A 22,050-nucleotide genomic window follows, 5' to 3' on the forward strand; every position below is an offset into this window, starting at 1 on the left:
ATCGTCTGAGACCGCGATAGTAGCGCATCGAGATTAAAGAGTAGCGAACAGGAACAATTCGCCGATTTGTGATCTGGCTTTCATCGCGCCTTCGCGTTGCCTTCGCTTATCCCTGCCCGGGTGAACGGTAACGCAGTCGTACTTAACCTGCCGAACGTTTCGCTGCTCCATCTTTGCTGCGAGCCTGAAGAGCAATGCAGCCGGAACGGGCCGCCGCAGAAAGCCCGCAATGTTCTGTTCCTGTTGCATGCACCAGAGCCCGACAAGGGCGAGAGTCGGGGTCTGATGAGCTTTACTGCCCGCCAAAGCAGGGTGTTCGTAGTTACGTGGATAACCTACGCAGGCTACTATCTCTGTCGTAAGAATCTCAGCATCGTGTTGCCCGCGCTTCATGGAGTATCCGGCTCAGGCACTCTGGAGCTGGCGAATATAGTTTTCGGTTATAGCCTGTTGTATGCCATAGGGCAGTTCGTCTTCGGATTTCTCTCGGACTATGCGGGAGCAAAAAAAATCGTTGGTAGCGGGCTTGTGCTCGTAATCATCAGCAATCTGCTGATGAGCGCGCATGGATCGATGACATGGTTGCTGATCTTCGCATGCCTCAACGGAATAGGCCAGGCAACCGGCTGGTCGGGACTGGTGAAGATCATGGCCGGTTGGTTTCGCGGCGAAAACCGCGGCGTCATCATGGCCTGGTGGGGCACAAATTATGTGTTTGGCGGCTTCCTTGCGACGGCATTTGCAACATGGGCGATCACACAGAAGAGCCTGCTGCCTGATCCCGGCTGGAGACGCGGTTTTCTCTTCCCGGCATTGATCCTGCTGGTAATTACCGCGCTTTTCTTTCGTTTCGTTCAGGACATGCCACAGCAGGCGAATCCCGCCGAAGCAGATCGCAGTCTGCAGCCAGTCCCCAAACGCGTGGATCGCCCTGAATGGAGCGATCTGTATGCTCTGTTGCGTACCCCCTCACTGTGGATGATCGGCCTCTCTTATTTCTTTCTGGAGATGTGTCGATACGCTCTGATGTTCTGGCTGCCGCTCTACCTGGTATCGCACCTGAAATACAGCCTTGAGACTTCTGGTTACGTGTCATCTCTTTATGAGCTGGTCGGCATCGTTGGCGCAGTGCTCGCCGGGTATATTTCCGATCACTTCAATCAGTCGCGGCGCGCACCTGTGTCCGCAGTCATGCTCGCAGGTCTGGGAATCATTCTGTTTCTGCAGCCTGCGCTTTCGCGATGGGGGCTCGTCGGAGCCGCGACAGGGATTGCGCTCGCCGGGATCCTTTCCTATGGTCCCGACACCCTTCTTTCCGGCGCTGCCGCTCAGGATATAGGCGAAGTACGAGCGGCGGCCACAGCTTCAGGGCTGATCGACGGCGTCGGGCATATGGGTGCGCTCTTATCACCCTACATTGTTGTATTTATCAGCAGGCAATATGGGTGGGACGCGCTCTTTATGGTTCTTGCTGCGGCAGCCGTCATAGCCGGAGCCATTTTGTTGCCCATCTGGAATCTGAGGCCGGCCGATCGGTGCCTGGCAGATTCTCAAAATAATGCCGTTTGCCAGTCTGCCTTATCGTGACGCAGGGAAGGGAGAGCGCGATGAAAAAAACAGGAGATGAAGCCAGCGTGCCGCAGTCAGAGGGAGATGTGAATAGTTCTGTGGCACGCGAAGCATGGCAGCGTGAGCATCTCGATGAGGAGACGCAGGAGCTGCTGGCTGAAGACGCCCGCTATTTTCTCCATCAGTCTCTGTCCTCTCCATGCCTCAATGCACTCAGTGCCTGTGAAGGCAGCTTCCTCATCGATGTGCAGGGCCGTCGCTATCTGGACTTCCACGGCAACAACGTTCATCAGGTAGGATTCGGCCATCCGCGAGTAAAGGAGGCGATACAGGAAGCCCTGAACCATCTTCCTTTCTGTACACGCCGCTATACAAATCGATACGCGGTAGCGCTGGCGAAGAAACTGGCCGGAATTGCTCCAGGAAAGCTGAACAAATGTCTTTTCGCGCCTGGAGGCGCGGAAGCCATCTCGATGGCTGTAGGGCTGGCGCGTATGGCGACCGGTCGCTTTAAAACCATCTCTATGTGGGACTCATTTCACGGCGCGACGCTCGATGCCATATCCCTTGGTGGGGAAGCGCTCTTTCGCAACGCCATCGGGCCGCTGCTGCCCGGCGCCGAGCATGTGCCTCCGCCTGAGCCTCTTGAATGTCCGTTTCGATGCGGCACGCAATGTAATCTGCAGTGTGCAGATTATGTCGAATATATTCTGCGCAAAGAAGGTGATGTAGCTGCGGTCATTGCCGAAACCGTTCGCAGCACGGGTACCATACCGCCGCGAGATTATTGGGTAAAGCTTCGCTCCGCCTGCGATCGCTACGGTGCCTTTTTAATTCTGGACGAAATTCCCCATGCATTGGGCCGCACCGGTTCCATGTTCACGTGCGAGCAATACGATATCGTTCCTGACATGCTGGTAATCGGCAAGGGACTGGGCGGCGGTTGTATGCCTGTTGCTGCGCTGCTCGCGCGCGAAGATCTCGATATCGGTCAGGATCGGGCCCTCGGCCACTTCACGCATGAAAAAAATCCTGTAGCCTGTGCAGCTGCTCTGGCCACACTTGAAGTTATAGAAGAAGAAGGCCTGGTGGAGCGTGCTCGTATTCTCGGCGCTCGCTTCCTCGATCAGCTCCGGCAACTACAGCAGAAGCATAGTCTTATTTATGAGGTCCGAGGCATCGGGCTCCTGATTGCTCTGGTTCTCAGAACACCGGACGGCTCGCCGGCAAATGCTGAGGCGGAGCAGATGATGTATGCCGCACTCACTCGTGGCCTCAGCTTCAAAGTGACTATGGGCTGCATTCTTGTCCTGACTCCACCGCTGACAATCGAGAAGCAACATCTGGACGATGCTGTTCAGATCCTGGACGACTGTTTGAGTGAACTGGAGAAGAATTGAATGAGATATACCCCGTTCATACTTCTGCCCGCATTTACTCGCGCGCGAAAGAGTGCCCTGTACCGGCCGCTTTTGCCGAACTGAAGTAAAACCATCTGGAAGATGTTACGAAGAGATCAAAAGCAGATGCATGATACGTGTCCCTCTGCAGGGATTGCACTCCATCCGGGCATTTAACGCAGGCACGCTCCTCGCTTAACCTGCTGAACGTTGCGACACTCGCCTGTCCCACTCAGGATTCCCATAAGCCGCCGGTGTGAAGGTGGCTCGTCAACCGAACTTCGCAGTGAAAGGCGGACGGATCAATGCGCAACAGATTTTTGCGGAAGCCAGCGCTCCTTATCGGAGCATTACTCGCCACTCTGTCCTGTCTTGCGCAGAGCACGACCGGTACCATCACAGGCACAGTCACGGATCCGGGCAGAGCTGTTGTCACAGGTGCTCAGATTACACTCACCAATTCTCTGACCGGCCTGGTAAAGACAGTCGTTACCAATTCAACCGGTCAATACGTTCTCGACTTCATCCCCGTCGGCATCTATACCATCCGTATTGAAGATCCAGGTTTTACGCCGCAGCAGCGTGGCAGAATCGAGATCGCCGCCGCTCAGGGCATTCAGATCAATTTCTCTCTGCATGTCCAGTCCGTAACGCAATCGGTTTCCGTATCCAGTGAGGCGCCGCTGATATCCGTCGGCACCTCCGATCTGCGCACTCAGATATCCAGTACGCAGTTGAACGAACTGCCGGTCTCGCATCAGGATTGGACCAGCCTTCTGCAGACAACTCCGGGCATAGCGCAATCCGATGCGGGCAGCGCCGGGTCGGAGGATGGTTCCGGCATCGACATCAATGGCCTTCCCGGAACGGGCTATAACCTGACAGTCGATGGAACCAATGCCGCTCAGGATATGGAACATCCGGCCTTCGGTTTTTCAGAGGCGCCAAACATCATCAATACCGTCAACAACGATGCCATCCAGGAAGTGAGTATGGTGCGAGGCATCGCACCGGCATCGGTGAGCGGAACCATGGCCGGGAACATCAACATCATCACCAAAGGCGGCACGAATGCATTTCACGGTGATGTGTATGAAATCAACGAAGAAAATCTCTACGACGCGCGCAACCAGTTTGAGACAAGTCGTCCGCGCACGACGTTTAATCAGTTTGGCGGTGCCATCTCCGGACCAATTCTGCCAAACAAAATGTTTTTCTTCACCAGCTACGAAGGGGTCAGATACAACGCCTTTACAGACGTATCAGACGACGTTCCTACGCCGTACCTGATCAGCATCAGCCCGTCGGTATTCGCATCCGAATTCGCAGCCTATCCCGCAGTGCCACAGCCCGCCGATCAGCCCCAGGCATACACTGTCAATCTTCACAAAACAGGTTCGACTGTCCAGAACGACAGCAATGGCATCGTTCGGCTTGATTACAACCAGAGTGGAAACAACCAGTACACAGTGCGATACACAAGAGGCCGCCCTTACTATAACGATCCGAACATCATTGTGATCAACCCGCGAATCTACCAGGACCACGGCGATGCCTACAACGCGAGCTGGATTCACTCGCAGGGCCAATGGGTCTCAAATGCCAGGTTTGGTTACAATCGTCTCCGCTCCAGCCGGGACGATGTCGGCATCGCTCAGGATTTTGAAGGAGTCTCCTTCTCCGGTTTCAGCACGGGCGGATCGGAGCTCTTCCTCAAGGCTGGCGATATCTGGACCGGAGAAGAAAGTATCGCCTGGACTCACGGGCACCATACGATTCAGACGGGCGGTATTATTCAGAAGTGGAATGCAGGCCGTACGGACCTGAACACAACGGATGTTTCTTACTCAAGCCTGTCCGATTTTCAAAGCAATATTCCCAGTAAAATTCGCATTACCTTCGACCTGGCGCCGTTCAATATCTACGAGTATCAGTTCGGTGGTTACATTCAGGACGACTATCGCATCCTGCCCAACCTCACGATTAATGCGGGCATAAGATACGATTACTTCACAGTTCCTAAAGAGGATTCAGGGCGTCTGTTCAATCGCGGTATTAATCCTGCCGCTCCGCAGCTGGGTCCAGGGTTCGGACCGTATCTTCCGGCTGACAGCATCTACAATGCCAACCACTTCAACATCCAGCCGCGCCTCGGTTTCAGCTGGGGTTTTGGGCCCTCCGGTTACAGAGCAGTTGTCCGCGGCGGTTTTGGCGTCTACACAAATCCGCACGAGATTTATGGGGAAGCGATCAATGAAGTACAGACCAATGCGCAGACCCCGTTTCGCATCACGCTGAATCGTGAACAGGCACTTGCCGCAGGTCTTCAATACCCGGTTCCGCGGGCCGACTATACAACAATTCTGCAGAACCTTCAGACGCAGGGTGTCTTCTCTTCTGACTTTGCCGACTCCGCCATTAAACAGAGCTACCCTAACCCCTATAGCATGCAGTACACGCTTGGTATCAGCCAGGCGTTTCCCTGGGACAGTGTCCTCGACATCGCCTACGTCGGAAACCGTGGTCTCCATGAGAATATTACCGACGTGGAAAACCTTCCGGATCGCATTTCCGGCACCGCCCCGTTTCCCCAGTTTTCGCAATTCAATTATTACTATGCTGGAGACACCAGCAACTACAACGGTCTGCAGGTTCAGCTGACAAAAAGACTGTCGCAGGGAATCACCTTCGGCGCGGCGTATGTCTGGTCAAAATCGATGGCGTTTGAATATGCCGGCCTGCTGAAAGAGTCTTCTCCGCAGGACAACAACAACATCAAAGCGGATTACGGCCCCACCCCGTATGACATTCGCAATCATTTTGTCCTCAATGGTGTGTGGACCCTTCCTCTCCAGCAATGGTTTGGTCTGACCTCACGACCAGCAGGATATTTCCTCGGAGGCTGGCGCCTGTCGGGAGTCTTCACCGCCACCGATGGCAACCCCAACAATATTGGCGACGGCAATTCGTCTTATCCCAGCGATCGCCCCGATCCGGTGCCTGGCGTCAATCCATATGTGGGCCACTACAATCTTGGCCAGTTGCAGTATCTGAATCCTTTGGCCTTTGTGAATCCCGCCATAGAGGAAAACAGCGGCGCGCAGATTCGCGGAGGCTATCTGAGTAAGGACTCCATCTACGGTCCCGGAGAAATCAACCTCGATGCGACTCTCTCGAAGAGCTTTCGCTTTACTGAGCACGCTCAGTTCGAGTTGCACATGGACAGCTTCAATGCGCTGAACCATACAAACCTCGGTGGTCTCGAAACGGATACGACATCAGGCAGCTTCGGGCAATTGACATCGGCAACGGCCCGTACCGTGCAGATCGGTGGCAAGTTCACATATTGAATGGTCGAAACACCGGTGAGCGGTGTGTGCATATCATGCCGCTCACCGGAAAACCGCAGGACAATATCTCAGCATAAAGGGTACCCATGTCGAAAAAAATTCTGCGCCTCGCGATCCTGTGTTCACTGGCAGCGGCTTCCTGCTTTGCCACCGATCTGCCGAAAACGGTCTATCAGCTTGCAGATGGCATCGTCAGGCCGTCGCGCCTGAAAGGAGCGCAGGAGGCGTACATGCCGCTCATCGTAAACAGCAATCACGCCGCGAATCTGCTGGCTCTGCCAAACGGTGATCTGCTCTGCTTCTGGTATGCGGGCATCTATGAGCGCGGAGATGGCGAGTCGATCGTAATGTCGCGGCTCGATCATGGATCAAAGCAATGGACCAGGCCTGTCATTGTGTCGAACCATCCGGGCTGGGCCAATCAGAATCCGGTAGCTTTTCTTGCTCCCGACGGTCGCATCTGGCTCTTTCACACAACGCAGTTAGCCGGGCACAGCCAGAAAAATGATCTGGTCTGGGCCTTGATATCTGCCGACCAGGGGCATACATGGAGCACCCCGCAGACAACTTTCCCCAATCCCGGCATGTATCTGCGGCAGCCGCTTGTCATCTTCCACGGGCAGTGGCTTTTCCCGGTCTATCATTCCGCGGGTGGAAGCATCACATCGAATGCTCAGAACGATGTGTCCTACGTGGAGATATCGAAGGACAGCGGAAAGACCTGGAAGGAGTGTGAGATCCCCGACTCCGGCGGAGAGGTGCAGATGAATATCATCAGGCTCTCTGAAGACAGACTCATCGCATTCTTCCGCAGCCGGTATGCCGACTGGATCTATCAGAGTGAATCGGCAGATGGCTGCCAGTGGAGCGCTCCGGTTGCTGCAAAGCTGCCGAACAATAACGCATCCATTCAGGCTGTGAGACTTGCTGACGGTCACCTGGTCATGGTCTTTAACAATGCCCAGGCAACCCTTGAGCGCGGCAAAGCACAGACGGCAGCACGAAGGATTCTGTCAGTTGCCCTGTCCATCGATGGCGGCAAAACATGGCCGTGGATTCGGGATCTCGAAAATCAGGAAACGCAGCCGTCTTTGTTGCCTCTCGAAGATCCGGAGTATTCCTATCCCTCGGTCACTCAGTCGAAAGACGGCATGATTCAGGTGGCGTATACCTTCCGCCGCGAAACGATTAAATATATGGCGTTCCCGGAAGAGTGGATCAAACACGGAACGACAGAGGGTGGAAAAACCTCCGATATCCATTCTGAAAATGTTGCCTTACTCGAATTACCTCAGACAGGCGCATATCCTGCCAATCTGCATTGAAAGTTATGGCTCCCGGCATCAGCATGGGAGCCATAACCAACACGAATAACGCTCCTCTATCAATAGATAGACAGCACGATATAACTGCATAGCAATGAGCGCAAACTTATTCGGTTTCGCATGGCCCACTCGCTGAATCATCAGCATCGGGTTTTCGTGATAAGCGGCAGGCAGCCCTACGAGCGCGAATCAGCCGGAACAGGTACGTTCGTATGGAAGTACTTTTTATACGCGGAGATCCAGTTAGTCGCAATGTCGTGCTGCGCCGTTGCAAGATCCAGCTTCCGTTCGCATACAAGCTGATGCAGTCGCTCTTCGAGCGCATCCTTTACATGCGCATTCCATTCTGTCGAAGAATATGGCTCCGGCCATAAATTGTGAATGTCTGAGGTGCCTCCGAGCTCAGGAATGACGAGGAAATCAATCTCGTATTGAGATACAGCTGTACCGGGCATTCCATATTCGCGGAGAATCTGCTGCTGCAGCGATGCAGAAGTGACGCGCGCCTGCTCATACGGTCTGGCTTCACACACATCCCGCAGGCGAACAGATTGATAATTCCCAGGCGTAAGTTTCTGGTCCGGCAGTGATACATCCCGAACAGCATGCGGAGTAGCCGCAACGTCTGATCCTTTAGGGTGATGCCGCCATGCTGCGCCGGCAACCACGGTGATGGCTGCGAATACAGCCATTGCACCCGCAATTTTCAGGGAAGAGAAGCCAGGGCTCCATGGCAGCAGCCGGCTTTTGGGCGTTTGTTCGGCGAGCTCCTCGACAAGTCGAGCTCTGAGCAGCCTGCGTGGCCTCTCAGCCGAAGGAATCTGCGCACTGAGTTCCATGTGATGCAGCTCGATCCATTCCGCAATGGAAGCCTTTATACTGTTTCTTCGCGTTTGACACTCCGGGCATGATTGCAGATGCTGCCTCACCTGGTTAACCCGCCACGAGTCGAGCTCTCCGTCCACAAACAGCAGCAGTTCTTCATCGGTCAGGTGATTCTTACGGATCATTTGCAATTACCCCATATCCGCACGTCTGAGGCGTGCCATCGCACGTGTCAGCGCAATCGAGACGGAGCCCAGCGAAATACCCAGTACTTCAGCGATCTCCCGATACTTCAAGCCTTCCGCACGCAGTCGCAGACAGCGCTCATCCTGTTCAGGCATGGCATGCACAATGGCCAGCAGGTGATTCTGTCTTTGCCGGAAAGCCACACGCTGCTCCGGATCGGGGTCCGGATCAGGATAGGCTATAAGCGTTAACTCATCGTTTGACGTCATGTTTTCCGGCCGCCGATTGTTGATGCGTCTTTTCAGCGCCAGATTATGCCCGACACGAAAGATCCAGCCGCGAAGATTGTGACGCGATCTGTCCATCTGAAGATGGCGAAAAAGCAGAAGAAAAACCTCCTGTATGACATCCTCGCTGTCCTGCGTCGTCAGTCCGAACGAAACTACATACCGGAAGAGCCGATTTCGATAAGCATCGAACATGGCGATCACTTCCTCTTCCGGAGGCGAAGATGTATCGGTGCGTTCTGTCTCCGCAACCACGGAAGAGAGCCAAATCTGGATCGGAAGTTCGTTCAACGGTTCTCCTGGGCCGTCATTAATGATATTCCCCGGCTGCGGAATCTGTTCAGGCTGTTTTTTTGCGCTCTGTACAGGACCGAAAGCAGCGCCAAAATAAAAGCTGAACAAATCCACGATGAAAAGAATATAGGAGTGACGCCACATCGCCGCATATGCGGCACTGATTCCATTGAGAACAGGTATCGAATGAAGCGGGTTTTGGTTTTCGTTGTGCTGGTTGTTATTTCTGCGTGCGGCTCTGCATGGGGCCAGGTGAACTATGGTGAAGTGCATCTCAAAATTACAGATCCATCCGGCGCAGCAATAAAAGCTTCGGTGGAGCTGAGCAGCAGCGGTAACGGCTATGACAAATCGTTCACTGCGAACTCATCGGGTGTACTGAGGGTTCCGCTTCTGCCGTACGGTGCATATCAGCTGACGATCAGCCAGTCAGGTTTCACGCCGTTTTCTAAAGTAGTGGAAATAAGCTCCGCGCTGCCCCTTGATGAGAATATTCAGCTCAGCCTTGCCTCCGTGGTCACTCAGGTAAAGGTGACGGGGGCCGAGACGCTGATCGATCCCGATAGCCCCTCATCTGTAATGGAAATCGGATCGAAGCAGATTCAGGAGCGTGTGCCCTCATTGCCGGGCCGGTCGGTACAGGATCTGGTGAATTCGCAGCCCGGATGGCTTTACGAGGGCAACGCTGTTCTGCACCCGCGCGGTTCTGAGTATCAGACACAGTTTGTTGTGGATGGCATTCCCCTCACCGATAATCGTTCTCCCAGCTTTGGCCCTGAAATCGAAGCCGACGATCTGGATTCGATGAGCATTTATACCGCGGGCTATCCGGCGGAGTATGGACGCAAGATGGGCGGCGTTGTTGAGCTCGACACCCGGCGGCAAACCGATCCCGGACTGCATGGCGAGGTTGTGCTCTCTGGCGGAAGCTACGACAGCGCATCCGGCTATGGACGGCTTCAGTATGTATGGGGCAAAAATACTGTCAACGGCTCAGCCTCCGGCGGCATGACCAGCCATTATCTGAATCCGGTTGTTCCCCAGAATTTCACGAATACAGGCACCGTCGGAGATTTTTCCGCAGGCTATGAGCGTGATCTTACCCCGAACGACCGTCTGAGCTTCAGTGTGAGACATGAGCTCTCGCGTTTTCTCATTCCAAATGAGCTGCTGCAGGAACAGGCTGGACAGATTCAGAACGGCGACAACTTTGAGACGATGGGCATCGTTCATTATCAGCACATCATATCGCCCGACAGCCTGATCGCCTTGTCTGGCATGGTGCGCGATAACGCGAATGATCTGTATTCCAACCAGAATCCGACGCCGATTGATGCCACCCAGAAGAATGATTTTCGCGAGGGCTATTTCAAAGGAACGTATTCACTGCATCATGGCCATCAGGAATTCAAGGCGGGCATTGAATCGGATTCGATCTTTCTGCATGAATTTTTTACTTACAACATCACTGCCCCGGATTTCTTCGACGACGACACACCCCAAAGCCTGACCTTCGCGGCGCAGCGTCCCGATCTGGAGCAGTCCGCATTTATCGAAGACCTCATCCATCTGGGCAAGTGGACCGTGAGCGCCGGTCTGCGCTGGGACCACTATCAGCTTCTGCTCAACCAGAATGCTGTCAGCCCGCGGCTTTCCATCAGCCGTTATGTGCCCTCGCTCAATATGGTGCTGCACGCATCGTTTGATCGTATCTTCCAGACGCCGTCCTTTGAGAACATCCTGATTTCCAGCTCCACAAAGATCGATGCGCTCAGTGATGACTTTCTCCGTCTTCCTGTGCAGCCATCAAAGGGTAACTACTATGAAGGTGGTCTGACGGAAGCTTTCTATCATCGGATGCGGCTCGACGTGAACCTCTACCGCCGTGACGTCAGGAACTATGCCGATGACGATCAGCTGCTGAACACAGGCGTCAGTTATCCGATTGCCTTCGATAAATCTGTGATCTATGGAGCCGAAAGTAAGCTCACGCTGGTTCAGCTGGGCAAGCTGAACGGATTCGTCAGCTATTCGTACATGGTAGGAAATGTCTGGTATCCCGTGACCGGCGGTCTTTTCCTTGGCGATGACGCTGATGCGGCTCTTACGCAGTTGAATGGCCATTTCCCCGACTCACAGGACCAGCGCAACACCCTGAGAACACGCTTCCAGTATCAGGTGATAAAGCGCGCCTGGTTCGCCGGCGGCGCCGACTACGGCTCCGGCCTGCCGTTTGAGTTTGACGGAGATCCAGGAGAGGCTCTTGCAGAGTATGGACCAGAGGTGATCAGCCGTATTAATTTCGATCGGGGTCGCATTCGTCCATTACTATCCGTAAATGCGTCTCTCGGGGTCGATGTTTATTCAGGCGAGAAAGTGAAGATGCACTTTCAGGCCGATGGTGACAACCTGAACAATCGGCTCAATGTGATTGACTTCGGAGGCCTCTTCTCTGGCAATGCCATTGGTCCGGCTCGCAGCTTTGGGCTAAGGCTGAATACAACTTTCTGATCCGGCCTCGTTCCCTGTCAGATATTGATTAGAGTTGAGAGCCGCCTGTGAGCGGCTCTCTTCGTTTTTACGCTTCAAAGCACGATGTGCTGATTCGGCTGAAGTGCCAGATGCCGTGGAGCGCGGCCTGCTCCCTGAAAGGTGATGGATTGTGCCTTATCGCTGATGCCGGTCAGGCGCATCGCCTTTCCACGCTTATCTGTCGATAAACGTGCCGTACCGCCTTCGATGCGGCCAAGGAGCGCGCCACGGAAATACAGTGCTGCCCCGGTCGCGTCATAGCGCATCTCGGCCTCATAGCCCGCATCTGTGAGCAGGCTGAACTTTGCCTGATGGGCTGCCGGGTGGCCGGGACGCACATTCCATTGCAATGCCTGCTGCCCTTCGTGCAGGCCTGCAAGCCTCCACGTAAAATCCAGCATGACCAGAGCGGCAGGCGAATAATTCGGCAGATCGCCTGCAGTAAACGCACCGCTAAGCGGGTCGATCTGTTGTCGAAACGTCATATCGCGCAGAATAGCCGTGCACCATTGATCCATCAGATAGCTAAACTCTGCCGATCGGTCATAGTGGTCGAACCACCGGCCAGCCCGCAGCGCGGTCAGTGCCTGTGCTGCTCCGCCCCAGGAGTTGTGTGGAATGGGGCGAACGAAGGTCGGATCGTCGAGAGCAACGGAGGGCAAAGGAAACGGCGCCCAGAATGCCTTCGGGTTGTGAATCTGGCGCTCCCACAGGGAATCGAAAAGTTTCTGATCCACCACGTGTTCACCACACATGCGAGTCACAATGCACGTACGTACCTTGACAAAGTGATTCTGCGCATCCAGATCATAGAAGGCCGCGTCTTCGGGCACATAAAGCTTCGTGAGAATCAGTTTGCGGATATACTCTGCCTGCTCTGTCCAGCTGTCAGCTTCAGAAGGCTTGCCCAGCGCCTTCGCCATGTCGGCCAAAGCCACCCGCGCTCCGTATACTGTGGCCGAAAGGTCGGGACAAAGGCGCGGAAGCGTTGAAAGCTGCGTGCATTTCTTCGCATCTTTGTCCGGGCACTGAGGAGGAATGCCTGCCCAGCGCGGGCAGTTGTCCATTCCCGTGTCGTAGGTGCAGAAGCCTTCGATCAGTCCGGTTCCACGGGTATTGCGGTAACGCATCAGCCAGCCATCCCAGCGCGAGCAGGCTCTGTATGTAGTTTCCAGCAACTCGTGGTCTCCGGTCGCCTGAGCCAGTTCCCATGCGGTAGCGGCAATCGGCACCACCATCTGGATCTGCCCAAAGCTCGTTTCAGAGCGTTTGTTGTTTGCCGGAAGCTGACCGTCCGGCCGCTGCAGTGCAAAGAAAACCATGTGGCTGTTCCGCGCTACATCGCTGCGAAATTTTCTGTAGACCAGCGCCTCGAGCGGTCCACATTCCTGCCATATCCCTGCATATTGTGAGCCTTCAATCAGCACAGGCCGATCAAATCGCGGAAGAATCTGAACGTTATTTCGCAGAATCTCCAGCGCCTTGTCATACGCTGCCTGCCAGCCGGAATGGTTCGTTGTGAAAACCGGAGCCGTGGAAGAAACCTTGGTTGATAAGGAAGATGCACCGGATCTCGCTGCAGTCGCAACCACCGCAGAAGCCAAACTCTGCCTGATAAAGCTTCGCCTGTTCACAACTCGCACGCTACACAAAAAGCAGCGCATTGTCCAATAGGGAAATTATTCCTAGCTGTCAGCCGCCATGCCTTCACAGCCTCAATCCTGCGGCGATAACCTGTTGCCGTAAAGATTCCGGCTGTAGATCTGCTCAATCGCCAATGCAATCTGACCAGCGGGGCCAGAGATTCCAGCGAGTGTGGGTCTGTAATCACAAAGTCTTCTGGAACTCGCGGGTAGCTGCTGGGCACTGAAGCGCGTGATCCACCAGGCTTCGGAAATTTCGGCAGAACACCTCAGTGCTGAACCTCTCGGTCCATGCGCGAATAATGCCTGGGTCAAAGCGATGTTCATTGGCTTCAAAATGAAGAATCGCATTGGCGGCAGCCATGGCTGTCGTTTCATGGAAGAAGACTCCTGTGCACTGCAGCCGAGTTGCTGCCTTGTCGAGACTCACGACACTTTCGAGAGCGCCTCCTCTCCCAAAAGCAATAATGGGCCGCCCACAGGCCTGAGCCTCCACAACAGCCATACCGAAATCCTCATCTGCCGCAAAGAGAAATGCGCGGCAGCGCGCATACTCATTCCAGAGGGTTGCGTGGTCCACATTTCCCAGAAACTCAATCGTGCGGCCGGCAAGAGCACGTAATCGCGATTCTTCCGGTCCGGTGCCGATGATCCTCAGAGGCCTGCCGAGACGATTGCACGCTTCGATCAGCAGGTCGATCCGCTTGCAGGGCACCAGTCGCCCAACCGTAAGATAAGCGCCATGATGATCTTTCGCCAGATAACTGGATGCAGTATCAACTGGAGGATAGATGACAGTGCTCTCTCTTCCGTAGTAACGCCGGATTCGCGAGGCGACGTAGCGGGAGTTGGAGGCGAAATGAGTCACACGCTGCGCCGCCAGTTGATCCCAGCAGCGGACATAGTGCGCCGATGCGCTGAATGCAAGCCTTGGGATAAGTCTCATCTCGCTGCGATATACATGATACTGATCCCACAGGTAGCGCATTGGGGCATGACAATAACAGATGTGCACGGCAGATGGCCCGATGATGGCCCCTTTCATCGGTCCACTGTCTGAAGTGAGAATCAGATCATATTCACGAAGGTCAAGCTGTTCCACAGCGATCGGGTAGAAAGGGAGCAGATGACGGTGAAAGCGTCGTGCAAAGGGCAGCTTATTCAGAGCTGAGGTATGCAGGGTGCGCTTGTGCAGATCGGCTGGCAGATATTTTGGATCAACGATCAGAGAAAACAGATCTGCATCCGGATACATGCGCGCAAGGGCTTCAGCGACCTTTTCTCCGCTTCCCTGCGATACAAACCAGTGATGCACCACCGCAACGCGCACACGGACCCCACACCTGCATATTCCACCCCGGCGCAAGATGCCCGATGGCTGATGCCATTACAGTAATGGCGATCGCAGGGCATGTTGTCGGCTCGCGGTCAAAGCATTGTAAGGGTTTTGTCGAATGCGGTGACGAATGACGAAGATCACCTGGGAACGATATTGGTCGGGTGTTCTTCCTTCCAGAGTGAAGGTTCTGTCTGTTCGGCAGGGCGCAGCGAATCAAGGCTGCTCCTGGACAGCGACAACACAAAAACCGTGCGGCCGGGCCGTGATTCTTCCAGTTGCACAGTCCCGCCATGCTCCTGAACAATGCGGTGCGCGATCGTCAGGCCAAGACCAATGCCGCGACGTTTTCCATTGGTAACGAAGGGATCGAAAAGCGTGTCGCGAATGGCTTCGGGCACGCCAGTGCCGCTGTCTGTAATGCGAAGCTCTATAAGATCCGGAGAATCTGCGAGCTCAACGCGAACAATGGCAGGCAAAGCGCCATTGCGCGCCGCCTGTACTGCATTGATGAGCAAATTGCACACGGCGCGTTCGATCATCCGTGCGTCGAGCCACGTCTCAATATGAGGTAGCTGCTCCATGACAATGGTCACCGAATGAGCGTCGGGATGCATGCGGATAAGAGCTGCTGCGCGCTCAATAAGGAAGCTCAGAGATTCATAAGTGGGATTCAGAGATCTGCCGGTACGGCTGAAGACCAGTAATGACTCCAGAACATCTGTCATCCCCTGAACGGCGAGCGAAACTTCAGCAAGCAGTTCGTCACGCTCCTCCTCCGGAATGGACGAATGGCTCAGAAATTCGGCATTGGCGTAAATGGCGGAAAGATAATGGCGCAGATCATGCGAAATGGAGCTGGCCATGCGGCCGATAATAGCAAGCCGCGCAGATTCCACCAGCTCCTGCTGCGACCGCCGCAGCTGATTCCGCATATGGTCGAAGGCTGTACCCAGCTCGTTGAGCTCCCTCACTCCTCTGCGCGTGAACTGATAATCAAAATTACCGGAACCCAGGGCTCGTGCGCCTGCCAGCAGCGCATCGAGCGGCCGGGTGATGGTCCCCGAGATATAAAGAGCGAGCACCGTCCCCACAAGAAGCACCAGCAGGCCTATCCCCACCAGCAGTCGATTCAGACGCATGGCAAAGCTGCTGGCCTGATCGTAAGACTTCAGTACCAGAAGCCGCACTGGAACATCGGAGAAGGTCGGAATCGGCATAGAAGCCGTAAGGTAATGTTCCTTCCCAATCCGCAGATCACCGGTGGAAGAGTGTGGAGCGATCAGGTTTTGCTGCCTGAGCAAATCCTTGTCGTGCTCGCTGTTGAGTGTCCCCGAAATAATTTCGTTCGCTGCAAGAAATACAACGTCGGCGGCCGCTGCCTCACGTACCTCTCGAATCACATGGTCATCGATGGCATAGCCGGCAATCACGTAGCCCAGTGGAACTCCCGTGCTCTCCGGACCAAAGTAAAGCGGTTGAAACGATATCTGATAGAGACGGTGATTGCTGAAGAGATAATGCTGGCCTGACGGGGAATCGAGCACGCGCTTAAGCTGCAGGTTCATGTCCTGCCGGTCAGGCAGCGCTGTATTTGCATAAACAGCCTCGACCTGTTCTGCGCTGGTTGCCAGAGCAAACAGATCGCTGCCGCTTACCTTCCAGAATTCGACCCCGCCATCGCTGATGGTATTCAGGTCGTTGGTCGTCATCAGTGCCTTCAGGCTTGGCAGATCGGCCAGCAGCGCAACCTCGCGGTCGAGCATCTGCTGTCGCTGATGCTGAATATTGCCGAACGTTGCTGTGGAGTGAGCAAGGTCGGCAGCCAGATTACTGCGTATCTGTGTCTGCAGACTGCTGTGAATCACGATGAGACTCATCACAGTGAGCCCGCACGCGAGTGACAACAGAGAGAGCAGTAAAATCGTCCGCATTCGCATGGTAAGGTGCTCTCTCTCTGGCCGTATAAGTAACGAATTTATGTCTGTGCGACGAACTTATAGCCCATGCCGTGCATTGTCCGAATGTGTCTCGGATTCGAAGGATCGGACTCCAGCTTTTGTCTGAGCTTAAGAATCTGGTTGTCCACAGTGCGCGTGGAAGGATAACAGTTGTAACCCCAGACGTGATTGAGCAGTTCCTCGCGCGACAGAACCCGTTCAGGATTTTCCAGCATGAAGCGCAGAAGTTTGAATTCGTGCGCCGTCAAAGCAACCGGCTCTCCACTGCGGGTTGCTTCCATCTTCAGAAAGTCAACATTCACTGTGCCGAAAGAATAAGATTTGACCGGTTGAGGCTTATTGATGCGGCGAATAGCGGCTTGTACTCGCGCCAGCAGCTCACGCGGGCTGAATGGCTTCGTCACATAATCATCCGCGCCAAGCTCGAGGAGAAGAACCTTGTCTGTGACATCGGATATAGCACTGAGAACAATGACCGGCACATTGGGAAAGGCCTGTTTCAGGCTCTTGCACAAGTCGCGTCCCGATGTTCCAGGCAGCATAAGGTCGAGAATCACGATCTCAGGAGCCGTCCCTTTTATGGCCTCCTGAGCTTCCTTCCCATCCTGCGCGGACTTGACCTGAAACCCCTCCGCCAGAAACAGGCGGTGAAGCACTTTCTGAATTCCCGGATCGTCTTCGATTACGAGCACCATGGCGGTTTCCTTCAGGCGATGCCAACGATCGGCAGAATTGCCTTTTCACTTTATTTTCTCCCGCCTGGTGCCGAAGTGGTTCAAAAAACAAGCGAAGTGACATTTCCGTGACAATCTTCTGGCAAACCTGCGATCTCAGCAGGTTCTGCTTCGATATTTTGATCCTTTTCCTGTTGGGCTGTACACCATGGCATCGGCATGTCAGAAGGCTGCAGCAACCTGCACGGATTGGTATGCGGTCCCAGGCTCGGCCCGAGCTTTCGTCCGGACAAGTCAGGCCAAAACCCCAAACCCTTAAATGTCTCCCGAAGCATCATCTGCACCGGAGCTCGTATCAGACGTTCAATATTGTTGATCCGAATCGACTCCAGCCCCTCCAGAAGCTCTGCAGGGAAACGCGCTGCCATCTCCATAGATGACAGCACGATCCGTCCGCTCTCAATGACGAGTTCAATGTCCTCCCATGAGATTTGTGTCAGCGTTTCCGCCGGGCTCCTGTTACGATCCCGAACTGCGATAAAGCTGGCCACATGTCCGGATCGCAGGCTGCCCTCACCTCGTTTGAGTCGAAGAAGATGGGCCGCACGCGTCGTCACGAGCTCATACAAAAGAGCCGGTTGCGCCTGCAATTCTCGTGCAATGAATCGGATATGATCCAGCAGGTCCCCTTCCGCCGTGAGAGGAGAATCTGTACCAAGCGCGACACTCGAATGGCACTGAATGTGGTCGAGTGAGAGCGTTCGCCCCAGATTGAACAGATTCGATACCGGACACCAGATCAAGCCCATTCCAACTTGTTCCGCCCGTTTCCATTGTGCTGCTGTAAGCCCCGTGCCATGGACGAAGACGATTCGATCATCCAGTGGCAGCAGCGATGCAAGCTCGTCAAACTCTGCCTCGGCAGCAGCATCGATCCCCTCGGCGAGATGAAGAATGAATGGGGCATGATCCGATGTCTCTCGAAAACGATCGATCACCTGCCGGGGATCGGCCAGCGAGTGAGCCCATCCATAGTCGTTCGGAATATGCACGGGGAAGGCAGATTCAAATACGCACGGCAGGCAGCGGTCATGTTGCACGAGAGTCGTAACACCACAAAGAAGATTGCGTACAGCCCCCCACCAGAAGCGTATTTCGCGAGGAACGCAAAGATGCTCCTTCACCGGCGATTTGTCAGGATGATGAATCGTCGCAGCCCATTCTCGCCAGTTGCGCCAGGGGCCTTCCCCGAGCCGGGGAAAGAGCGAAAAATCCAGATGATCATGCGCATTAATAAGGCCCGGCATCAGGAGGAAGCCAGACAGATCAGCCACTATCTGGTGATCGCCGGCAATATGGCTGCTCATGGGATGATGCGAAGAAAGCGTTTCGATCCTGGGTCCGAGAAACGAGAGCGTGCCGTGAGTCGCAGTTATGGCCGAGTGTGCGATGCGGGCGTTCTTCAGTGTCACAGCTCGACTGGTTGCCTCTGTCAACTGTGTCGAGACTGAGCCGGTCGTCGCATTCATGTGTTGCGGTCCGAATCTGCTGCGAAGCGCGCCCAGTAAATGGCCGGAACCAATCTGAATTGAAGAAAGATATCCGGCTTGCCGGCAAGACGAAATATCTCCTCTTCTTCTGCGCCGAAGCAAGGCTCGTTCATCTCCTCCAGCCGAAAGCCTGAGCAGGCCATGACATGAAACAGCTCGGCGAAGTCATAGCTGTAGGTCTCCATTTCGAAAAGACCCTCGGGCGTTCTGAAGCTACGGCGCCATCCATAGGAAGCGGCATTGGGATGCACGTCAGACAAGACAAGCCAGCCGCCACAGCGCACAATTCTTCTGGCCTCCCGGGCAAACCGCTCCAGATCTGAGAGGTATGACAATACGAACGATGACAAAAGAAGGTCCGCAGAGTTTTTGAACAAAGGTGTCGCGGTGCAGTCGGAGTGAAGCAGCGTGGTGGAGCGCAGAGACTTCTTATGCGCCTCCGCGAGCATGGCCGCTGAGGCATCTACACCCGTCAGCGACGCTGGCTCCATCTGTTCCAGCCTGCGCAGCCAGCGGCCCGTGCCACATCCCAGATCCACAATATGACCCTTCGCAAATCTCTCAAGAACCGGTGTCAGGCAACGTTCTTCGAGCGTGAGTAGTGGATTCGCTGCAGAGTCGTACCAGGGGGCCCACAAGCGATAAGCATGCTCTGCCGTGAGTCGGGTCGGGCTCTCTGCGCGAGGAGAGGTCATATGCTTTCTTCCTTCGGTTTCCGTAGCCGGATCCAGTTCTGAGCCCAGCGCAGCTCTTCCGGCGCTGCATAAATGCGAAGGGAATATCGCCAAGAGGCAAGTGTGCGGAGCAAAGCGCGGCTCCACTTGCGTGCCTGAATGTCCTGGACAGTAGGCCAGCGCGTGGAGACGACAGTTTCAAAATTGTCGATGAGTTGTTTGGTCTGCGGCTTGAGCCACGGCATAGAAGGATTGACTCGAACGGTAAAGTTATACCAGCGTGGTGTGGCCCACTCATCCGGGGTGGATGGAAAATTCACCAGGCCATCAATGCCCCCATACATCTTGCCGCGTTGTGGAACGGGAGTGTAGTGCTGCACGATGATCTCTGACGTGGGGTTGATACGCTTGATCGTACGAATGAAGGAAATCGTGGCCTGCGTGTCGCCTTCAGGATCTTTTGGATTGCCGACGACAAAGGAGAACTCGGGAATGATCCCGACCTGCCGCAGACGGCGCGCGACCTCCAGGGTCTGTTCGGTTGTGATCCCTTTTTTCATCTCCTGCAGTACGCTGTTCGATCCCGATTCAGCGCCGAAAAAGATCATGGTGCATCCTGCTTTGCGGATCAGCTCGAGTGTCTGCTGAGAGTAACGGCAGATGGTGTCGATGCGGCCCTCGCACCACCACTGAAGCCCGAGAGGCGCAAGGCGTTCCATCAGCTCTCGCGTATGGCTCTCATTCACAAAAAAATTCATGTCGTAGAATTGAACGCCGTCCATTCCGTAGGCTTCTACGAGATGGCGGAGAATCGCCTCGGTTCGTGCCGGAGATTCCATCTTCTGCTTGCTGCCGAAGGCTTCATGCACCGCACAGAAAGTGCACTGAAAAGGGCAGCCGAGGCTGGCCTGATGGGCGCCAGTACGTTTTCCGAAAAAAGAAGGGCGCAAATAGCTTTCAATACGCAGCCGGTGAAACGGGCTCCACGGAAAATCATCCGGGCTTTGCATGGACCGTTCCGGGTTGTGCATGCGTTTTCCAAAGCCGTCTTTCCAGGAGAGACCGGCGACGTCGGAAGAGTCGCGCTGGCCGCGCACAACTTCGATCAGTTCAAGGAGGGTTTGTTCGCCCTGGCCCCGCACAGCGTAATCTACATAGTTCGCATTCAGCGTGGCGTCCCGATAAACAGAAGGGAAATACCCGCCCCAGACGATAGGTACATGAGGGTAACGCTCGCGAATCGTTTTACAGCTGTTCATCGCGGATACCATTTGAGGCCCGGGCATGACACTGACACCCAGCAGCTCGATTCGATTTGTTTCGATCAGGCGCGCGAGCGTTGCATCAGGATCAGAATCGAGATTTCCATCGACAATCTCGTATCTCTCTCGCCCTTCAAGCACGGCCGCAAGGGCCATGATGGAGAGAGGAAGCCGTCGATTCTTCGGCTTCGTCAATTTGGGGTAATAGAGAAGAATCATTACGCCCTCACCTGCCCTTCGTACAGATAAAACTGAGACGGCTCTCTGCGGCGTTTCATCTTCGCGATCCAGGGGCGAAGCCACCAGCGTATGCCGTACCACGCGCGATGAGTTGTCCAATCAATGCCAGTAGCGGAAAGACCATTGAGCATGTCGGGAGTGAGAAAATCCTGTGTCGCCAAAGCATCACTGCGCATACCAAAATGCGCCTGAAACTGCTCATGTCGTTCCGCGCGCATACGCTCACCGCTTGCTGCAAGTCGATAGGTCGGAGAGTCAATAATCAGGACTGTTCCTCCCGGCCGAAGGCAGCGTATTACTTCGCGAAGAGTACGATCGTAGTCGGTTGAATAGTGAAAGGAAGCATTAAAGATAGCGACGTGGAACTGCGCATCTTCGAACGGGAGCTGGTCCATGTTGGCCTCTATACGTGGAAAGAACTCCGCGAGTACCGGTGCATAATGGCGGGCAGCTTCGAGGCCATCGAATGCATTGCTGCAGAGATCGACCGCAACCGGACGGCAGCCCGCCAGCGCAAGCCGGTAACTCAGCCATCCATTGCCGGCTCCGATATCAAGAACCCGAAGCCCTTGTCCATAACGAACCTGAAGCCGTGGAAGAATACTGCGTTCGAGAAAACGATAGCTGCGCCCGCGAATTAGCCATTGACCGGAAAAGCGTCCGGTCAGATCAGCGAAGGGAAGAGCCAGATAAAATGCAGGATGCGCAGATCCGCGGCCCTCACGGCGGCGAATCTCTTCATAATCGCGTACAAACGATTCGATATTCTTCCGTCCAGACGCTGCCAGCATCCTCCATACGCCGCGCTTCTTGTGGATCTCGACACCACAGCAGACGCAGCGAATCCAGGTGAAAGATTCGTCGTCGTCGTGATGGGAGATCGAGCCGGCATTGCCTGCGCAGTCGGGACAGCGCAGCCACAACATATCGCCTTGAATCTGC

Annotated in this window: 15 protein-coding genes and 1 pseudogene; 5 read left to right on the plus strand and 11 right to left on the minus strand. The window is 54.8% G+C overall.

All coding sequences use genetic code 11. From position 1 onward, the window contains the following. Positions 1-96: 96 nt before the first annotated feature. The 4 genes from D0Y96_RS14910 to D0Y96_RS14925 all read left to right on the plus strand — a co-directional run bounded on the left by D0Y96_RS14910 (position 97) and on the right by D0Y96_RS14925 (position 7,644). Positions 97-1,587 (plus strand): MFS transporter, encoded by a 1,491-nt coding sequence (locus D0Y96_RS14910; protein WP_158562410.1) that lies wholly within the window; start codon positions 97-99, stop codon positions 1,585-1,587. Between the two features lie 20 nt (positions 1,588-1,607). Further along, the gene (pbfA, locus tag D0Y96_RS14915) at positions 1,608-2,969 is read left to right on the plus strand and encodes a (R)-1-hydroxy-2-aminoethylphosphonate ammonia-lyase (protein WP_117301421.1); all 1,362 of its coding nucleotides are present in this window, start codon (positions 1,608-1,610) and stop codon (positions 2,967-2,969) included. A gap of 320 nt (positions 2,970-3,289) precedes the next feature. After that, the gene (locus D0Y96_RS14920) at positions 3,290-6,319 is read left to right on the plus strand and encodes a TonB-dependent receptor (RefSeq protein ID WP_215601627.1); all 3,030 of its coding nucleotides are present in this window, start codon (positions 3,290-3,292) and stop codon (positions 6,317-6,319) included. 86 nt (positions 6,320-6,405) lie between these two features. Then, positions 6,406-7,644 (plus strand): sialidase family protein, encoded by a 1,239-nt coding sequence (locus tag D0Y96_RS14925; protein ID WP_117301425.1) that lies wholly within the window; start codon positions 6,406-6,408, stop codon positions 7,642-7,644. 176 nt (positions 7,645-7,820) lie between these two features. On the opposite strand, the gene D0Y96_RS20470 is transcribed toward D0Y96_RS14925, so the two are convergent. The 3 genes and pseudogenes from D0Y96_RS20470 to D0Y96_RS14935 all read right to left on the minus strand — a co-directional run bounded on the left by D0Y96_RS20470 (position 7,821) and on the right by D0Y96_RS14935 (position 9,380). Further along, entirely contained in the window at positions 7,821-8,336 is a 516-nt protein-coding gene (locus tag D0Y96_RS20470) for a hypothetical protein (RefSeq protein WP_252263815.1), read from the minus strand. 213 nt (positions 8,337-8,549) lie between these two features. Continuing rightward, positions 8,550-8,654 (minus strand): annotated as a pseudogene (locus D0Y96_RS20785) (zf-HC2 domain-containing protein); the annotation flags it as partial. A gap of 6 nt (positions 8,655-8,660) precedes the next feature. Further along, the gene (locus D0Y96_RS14935) at positions 8,661-9,380 is read right to left on the minus strand and encodes an RNA polymerase sigma factor (RefSeq protein WP_158562411.1); all 720 of its coding nucleotides are present in this window, start codon (positions 9,378-9,380) and stop codon (positions 8,661-8,663) included. 42 nt (positions 9,381-9,422) lie between these two features. Between D0Y96_RS14935 and D0Y96_RS14940 the strand changes: the two genes are divergently transcribed. Further along, positions 9,423-11,747, plus strand: coding sequence for a TonB-dependent receptor (locus tag D0Y96_RS14940; protein ID WP_117301431.1), 2,325 nt, complete (start codon positions 9,423-9,425; stop codon positions 11,745-11,747). Between the two features lie 74 nt (positions 11,748-11,821). On the opposite strand, the gene D0Y96_RS14945 is transcribed toward D0Y96_RS14940, so the two are convergent. From D0Y96_RS14945 to D0Y96_RS14980, 8 genes are all read right to left on the minus strand, one after another. Continuing rightward, positions 11,822-13,432 carry an MGH1-like glycoside hydrolase domain-containing protein gene (locus tag D0Y96_RS14945; RefSeq protein ID WP_199480352.1) on the minus strand — a complete coding sequence of 537 codons (1,611 nt, stop codon included), beginning with the start codon at positions 13,430-13,432 and terminating at the stop codon, positions 11,822-11,824. 163 nt (positions 13,433-13,595) lie between these two features. Next, entirely contained in the window at positions 13,596-14,741 is a 1,146-nt protein-coding gene (locus D0Y96_RS14950; protein ID WP_117301433.1) for a glycosyltransferase, read from the minus strand. A 146-nt stretch (positions 14,742-14,887) separates the two neighbouring features. Then, on the minus strand, positions 14,888-16,681 hold the full coding sequence (locus D0Y96_RS14955) for an ATP-binding protein (protein ID WP_158562413.1): 1,794 nt from the start codon (positions 16,679-16,681) through the stop codon (positions 14,888-14,890). A gap of 44 nt (positions 16,682-16,725) precedes the next feature. Then, positions 16,726-17,403, minus strand: a complete 678-nt coding sequence (locus D0Y96_RS14960; protein WP_117301438.1) for a response regulator transcription factor — start codon at positions 17,401-17,403, stop codon at positions 16,726-16,728. Positions 17,404-17,483: 80 nt separating this feature from the next. After that, complete coding sequence (locus tag D0Y96_RS14965) at positions 17,484-18,911, minus strand: amidohydrolase family protein (protein WP_147325079.1); 1,428 nt, start codon at positions 18,909-18,911, stop codon at positions 17,484-17,486. Continuing rightward, positions 18,908-19,627, minus strand: coding sequence for a class I SAM-dependent DNA methyltransferase (locus tag D0Y96_RS14970; RefSeq protein WP_117301444.1), 720 nt, complete (start codon positions 19,625-19,627; stop codon positions 18,908-18,910). Before D0Y96_RS14970 ends, D0Y96_RS14965 begins: the two co-directional genes overlap by 4 nt. Further along, positions 19,624-21,087: a B12-binding domain-containing radical SAM protein gene (locus D0Y96_RS14975; protein ID WP_117301446.1), complete on the minus strand. Its 1,464-nt coding sequence runs from the start codon at positions 21,085-21,087 to the stop codon at positions 19,624-19,626. The genes D0Y96_RS14970 and D0Y96_RS14975 overlap by 4 nt, the downstream gene beginning before the upstream one ends. Next, positions 21,087-22,034 (minus strand): class I SAM-dependent methyltransferase, encoded by a 948-nt coding sequence (locus D0Y96_RS14980; protein WP_215601628.1) that lies wholly within the window; start codon positions 22,032-22,034, stop codon positions 21,087-21,089. Before D0Y96_RS14980 ends, D0Y96_RS14975 begins: the two co-directional genes overlap by 1 nt. Between the last annotated feature and the right edge of the window lie 16 nt (positions 22,035-22,050).

This window comes from Paracidobacterium acidisoli (assembly GCF_003428625.2).
GTDB classification, from domain to species: domain Bacteria; phylum Acidobacteriota; class Terriglobia; order Terriglobales; family Acidobacteriaceae; genus Paracidobacterium; species Paracidobacterium acidisoli.

Bases quoted from the DNA above. Each gene is read 5' to 3' on its own strand.
- pbfA (WP_117301421.1), top strand. From the start codon at position 1,608: ATGAAAAAAACAGGAGATGAAGCCAGCGTGCCGCAGTCAGAGGGAGAT.
- D0Y96_RS14925 (WP_117301425.1), top strand. From the start codon at position 6,406: ATGTCGAAAAAAATTCTGCGCCTCGCGATCCTGTGTTCACTGGCAGCG.
- D0Y96_RS20470 (WP_252263815.1), bottom strand. From the start codon at position 8,336: ATGGCTGTATTCGCAGCCATCACCGTGGTTGCCGGCGCAGCATGGCGG.
- D0Y96_RS14935 (WP_158562411.1), bottom strand. From the start codon at position 9,380: ATGTGGCGTCACTCCTATATTCTTTTCATCGTGGATTTGTTCAGCTTT.
- D0Y96_RS14940 (WP_117301431.1), top strand. From the start codon at position 9,423: ATGAAGCGGGTTTTGGTTTTCGTTGTGCTGGTTGTTATTTCTGCGTGC.
- D0Y96_RS14945 (WP_199480352.1), bottom strand. From the start codon at position 13,432: ATGCGCTGCTTTTTGTGTAGCGTGCGAGTTGTGAACAGGCGAAGCTTT.
- D0Y96_RS14955 (WP_158562413.1), bottom strand. From the start codon at position 16,681: ATGCGGACGATTTTACTGCTCTCTCTGTTGTCACTCGCGTGCGGGCTC.
- D0Y96_RS14960 (WP_117301438.1), bottom strand. From the start codon at position 17,403: ATGGTGCTCGTAATCGAAGACGATCCGGGAATTCAGAAAGTGCTTCAC.
- D0Y96_RS14965 (WP_147325079.1), bottom strand. From the start codon at position 18,911: ATGAATGCGACGACCGGCTCAGTCTCGACACAGTTGACAGAGGCAACC.
- D0Y96_RS14970 (WP_117301444.1), bottom strand. From the start codon at position 19,627: ATGACCTCTCCTCGCGCAGAGAGCCCGACCCGACTCACGGCAGAGCAT.
- D0Y96_RS14975 (WP_117301446.1), bottom strand. From the start codon at position 21,087: ATGATTCTTCTCTATTACCCCAAATTGACGAAGCCGAAGAATCGACGG.
- D0Y96_RS14980 (WP_215601628.1), bottom strand. From the start codon at position 22,034: ATGTTGTGGCTGCGCTGTCCCGACTGCGCAGGCAATGCCGGCTCGATC.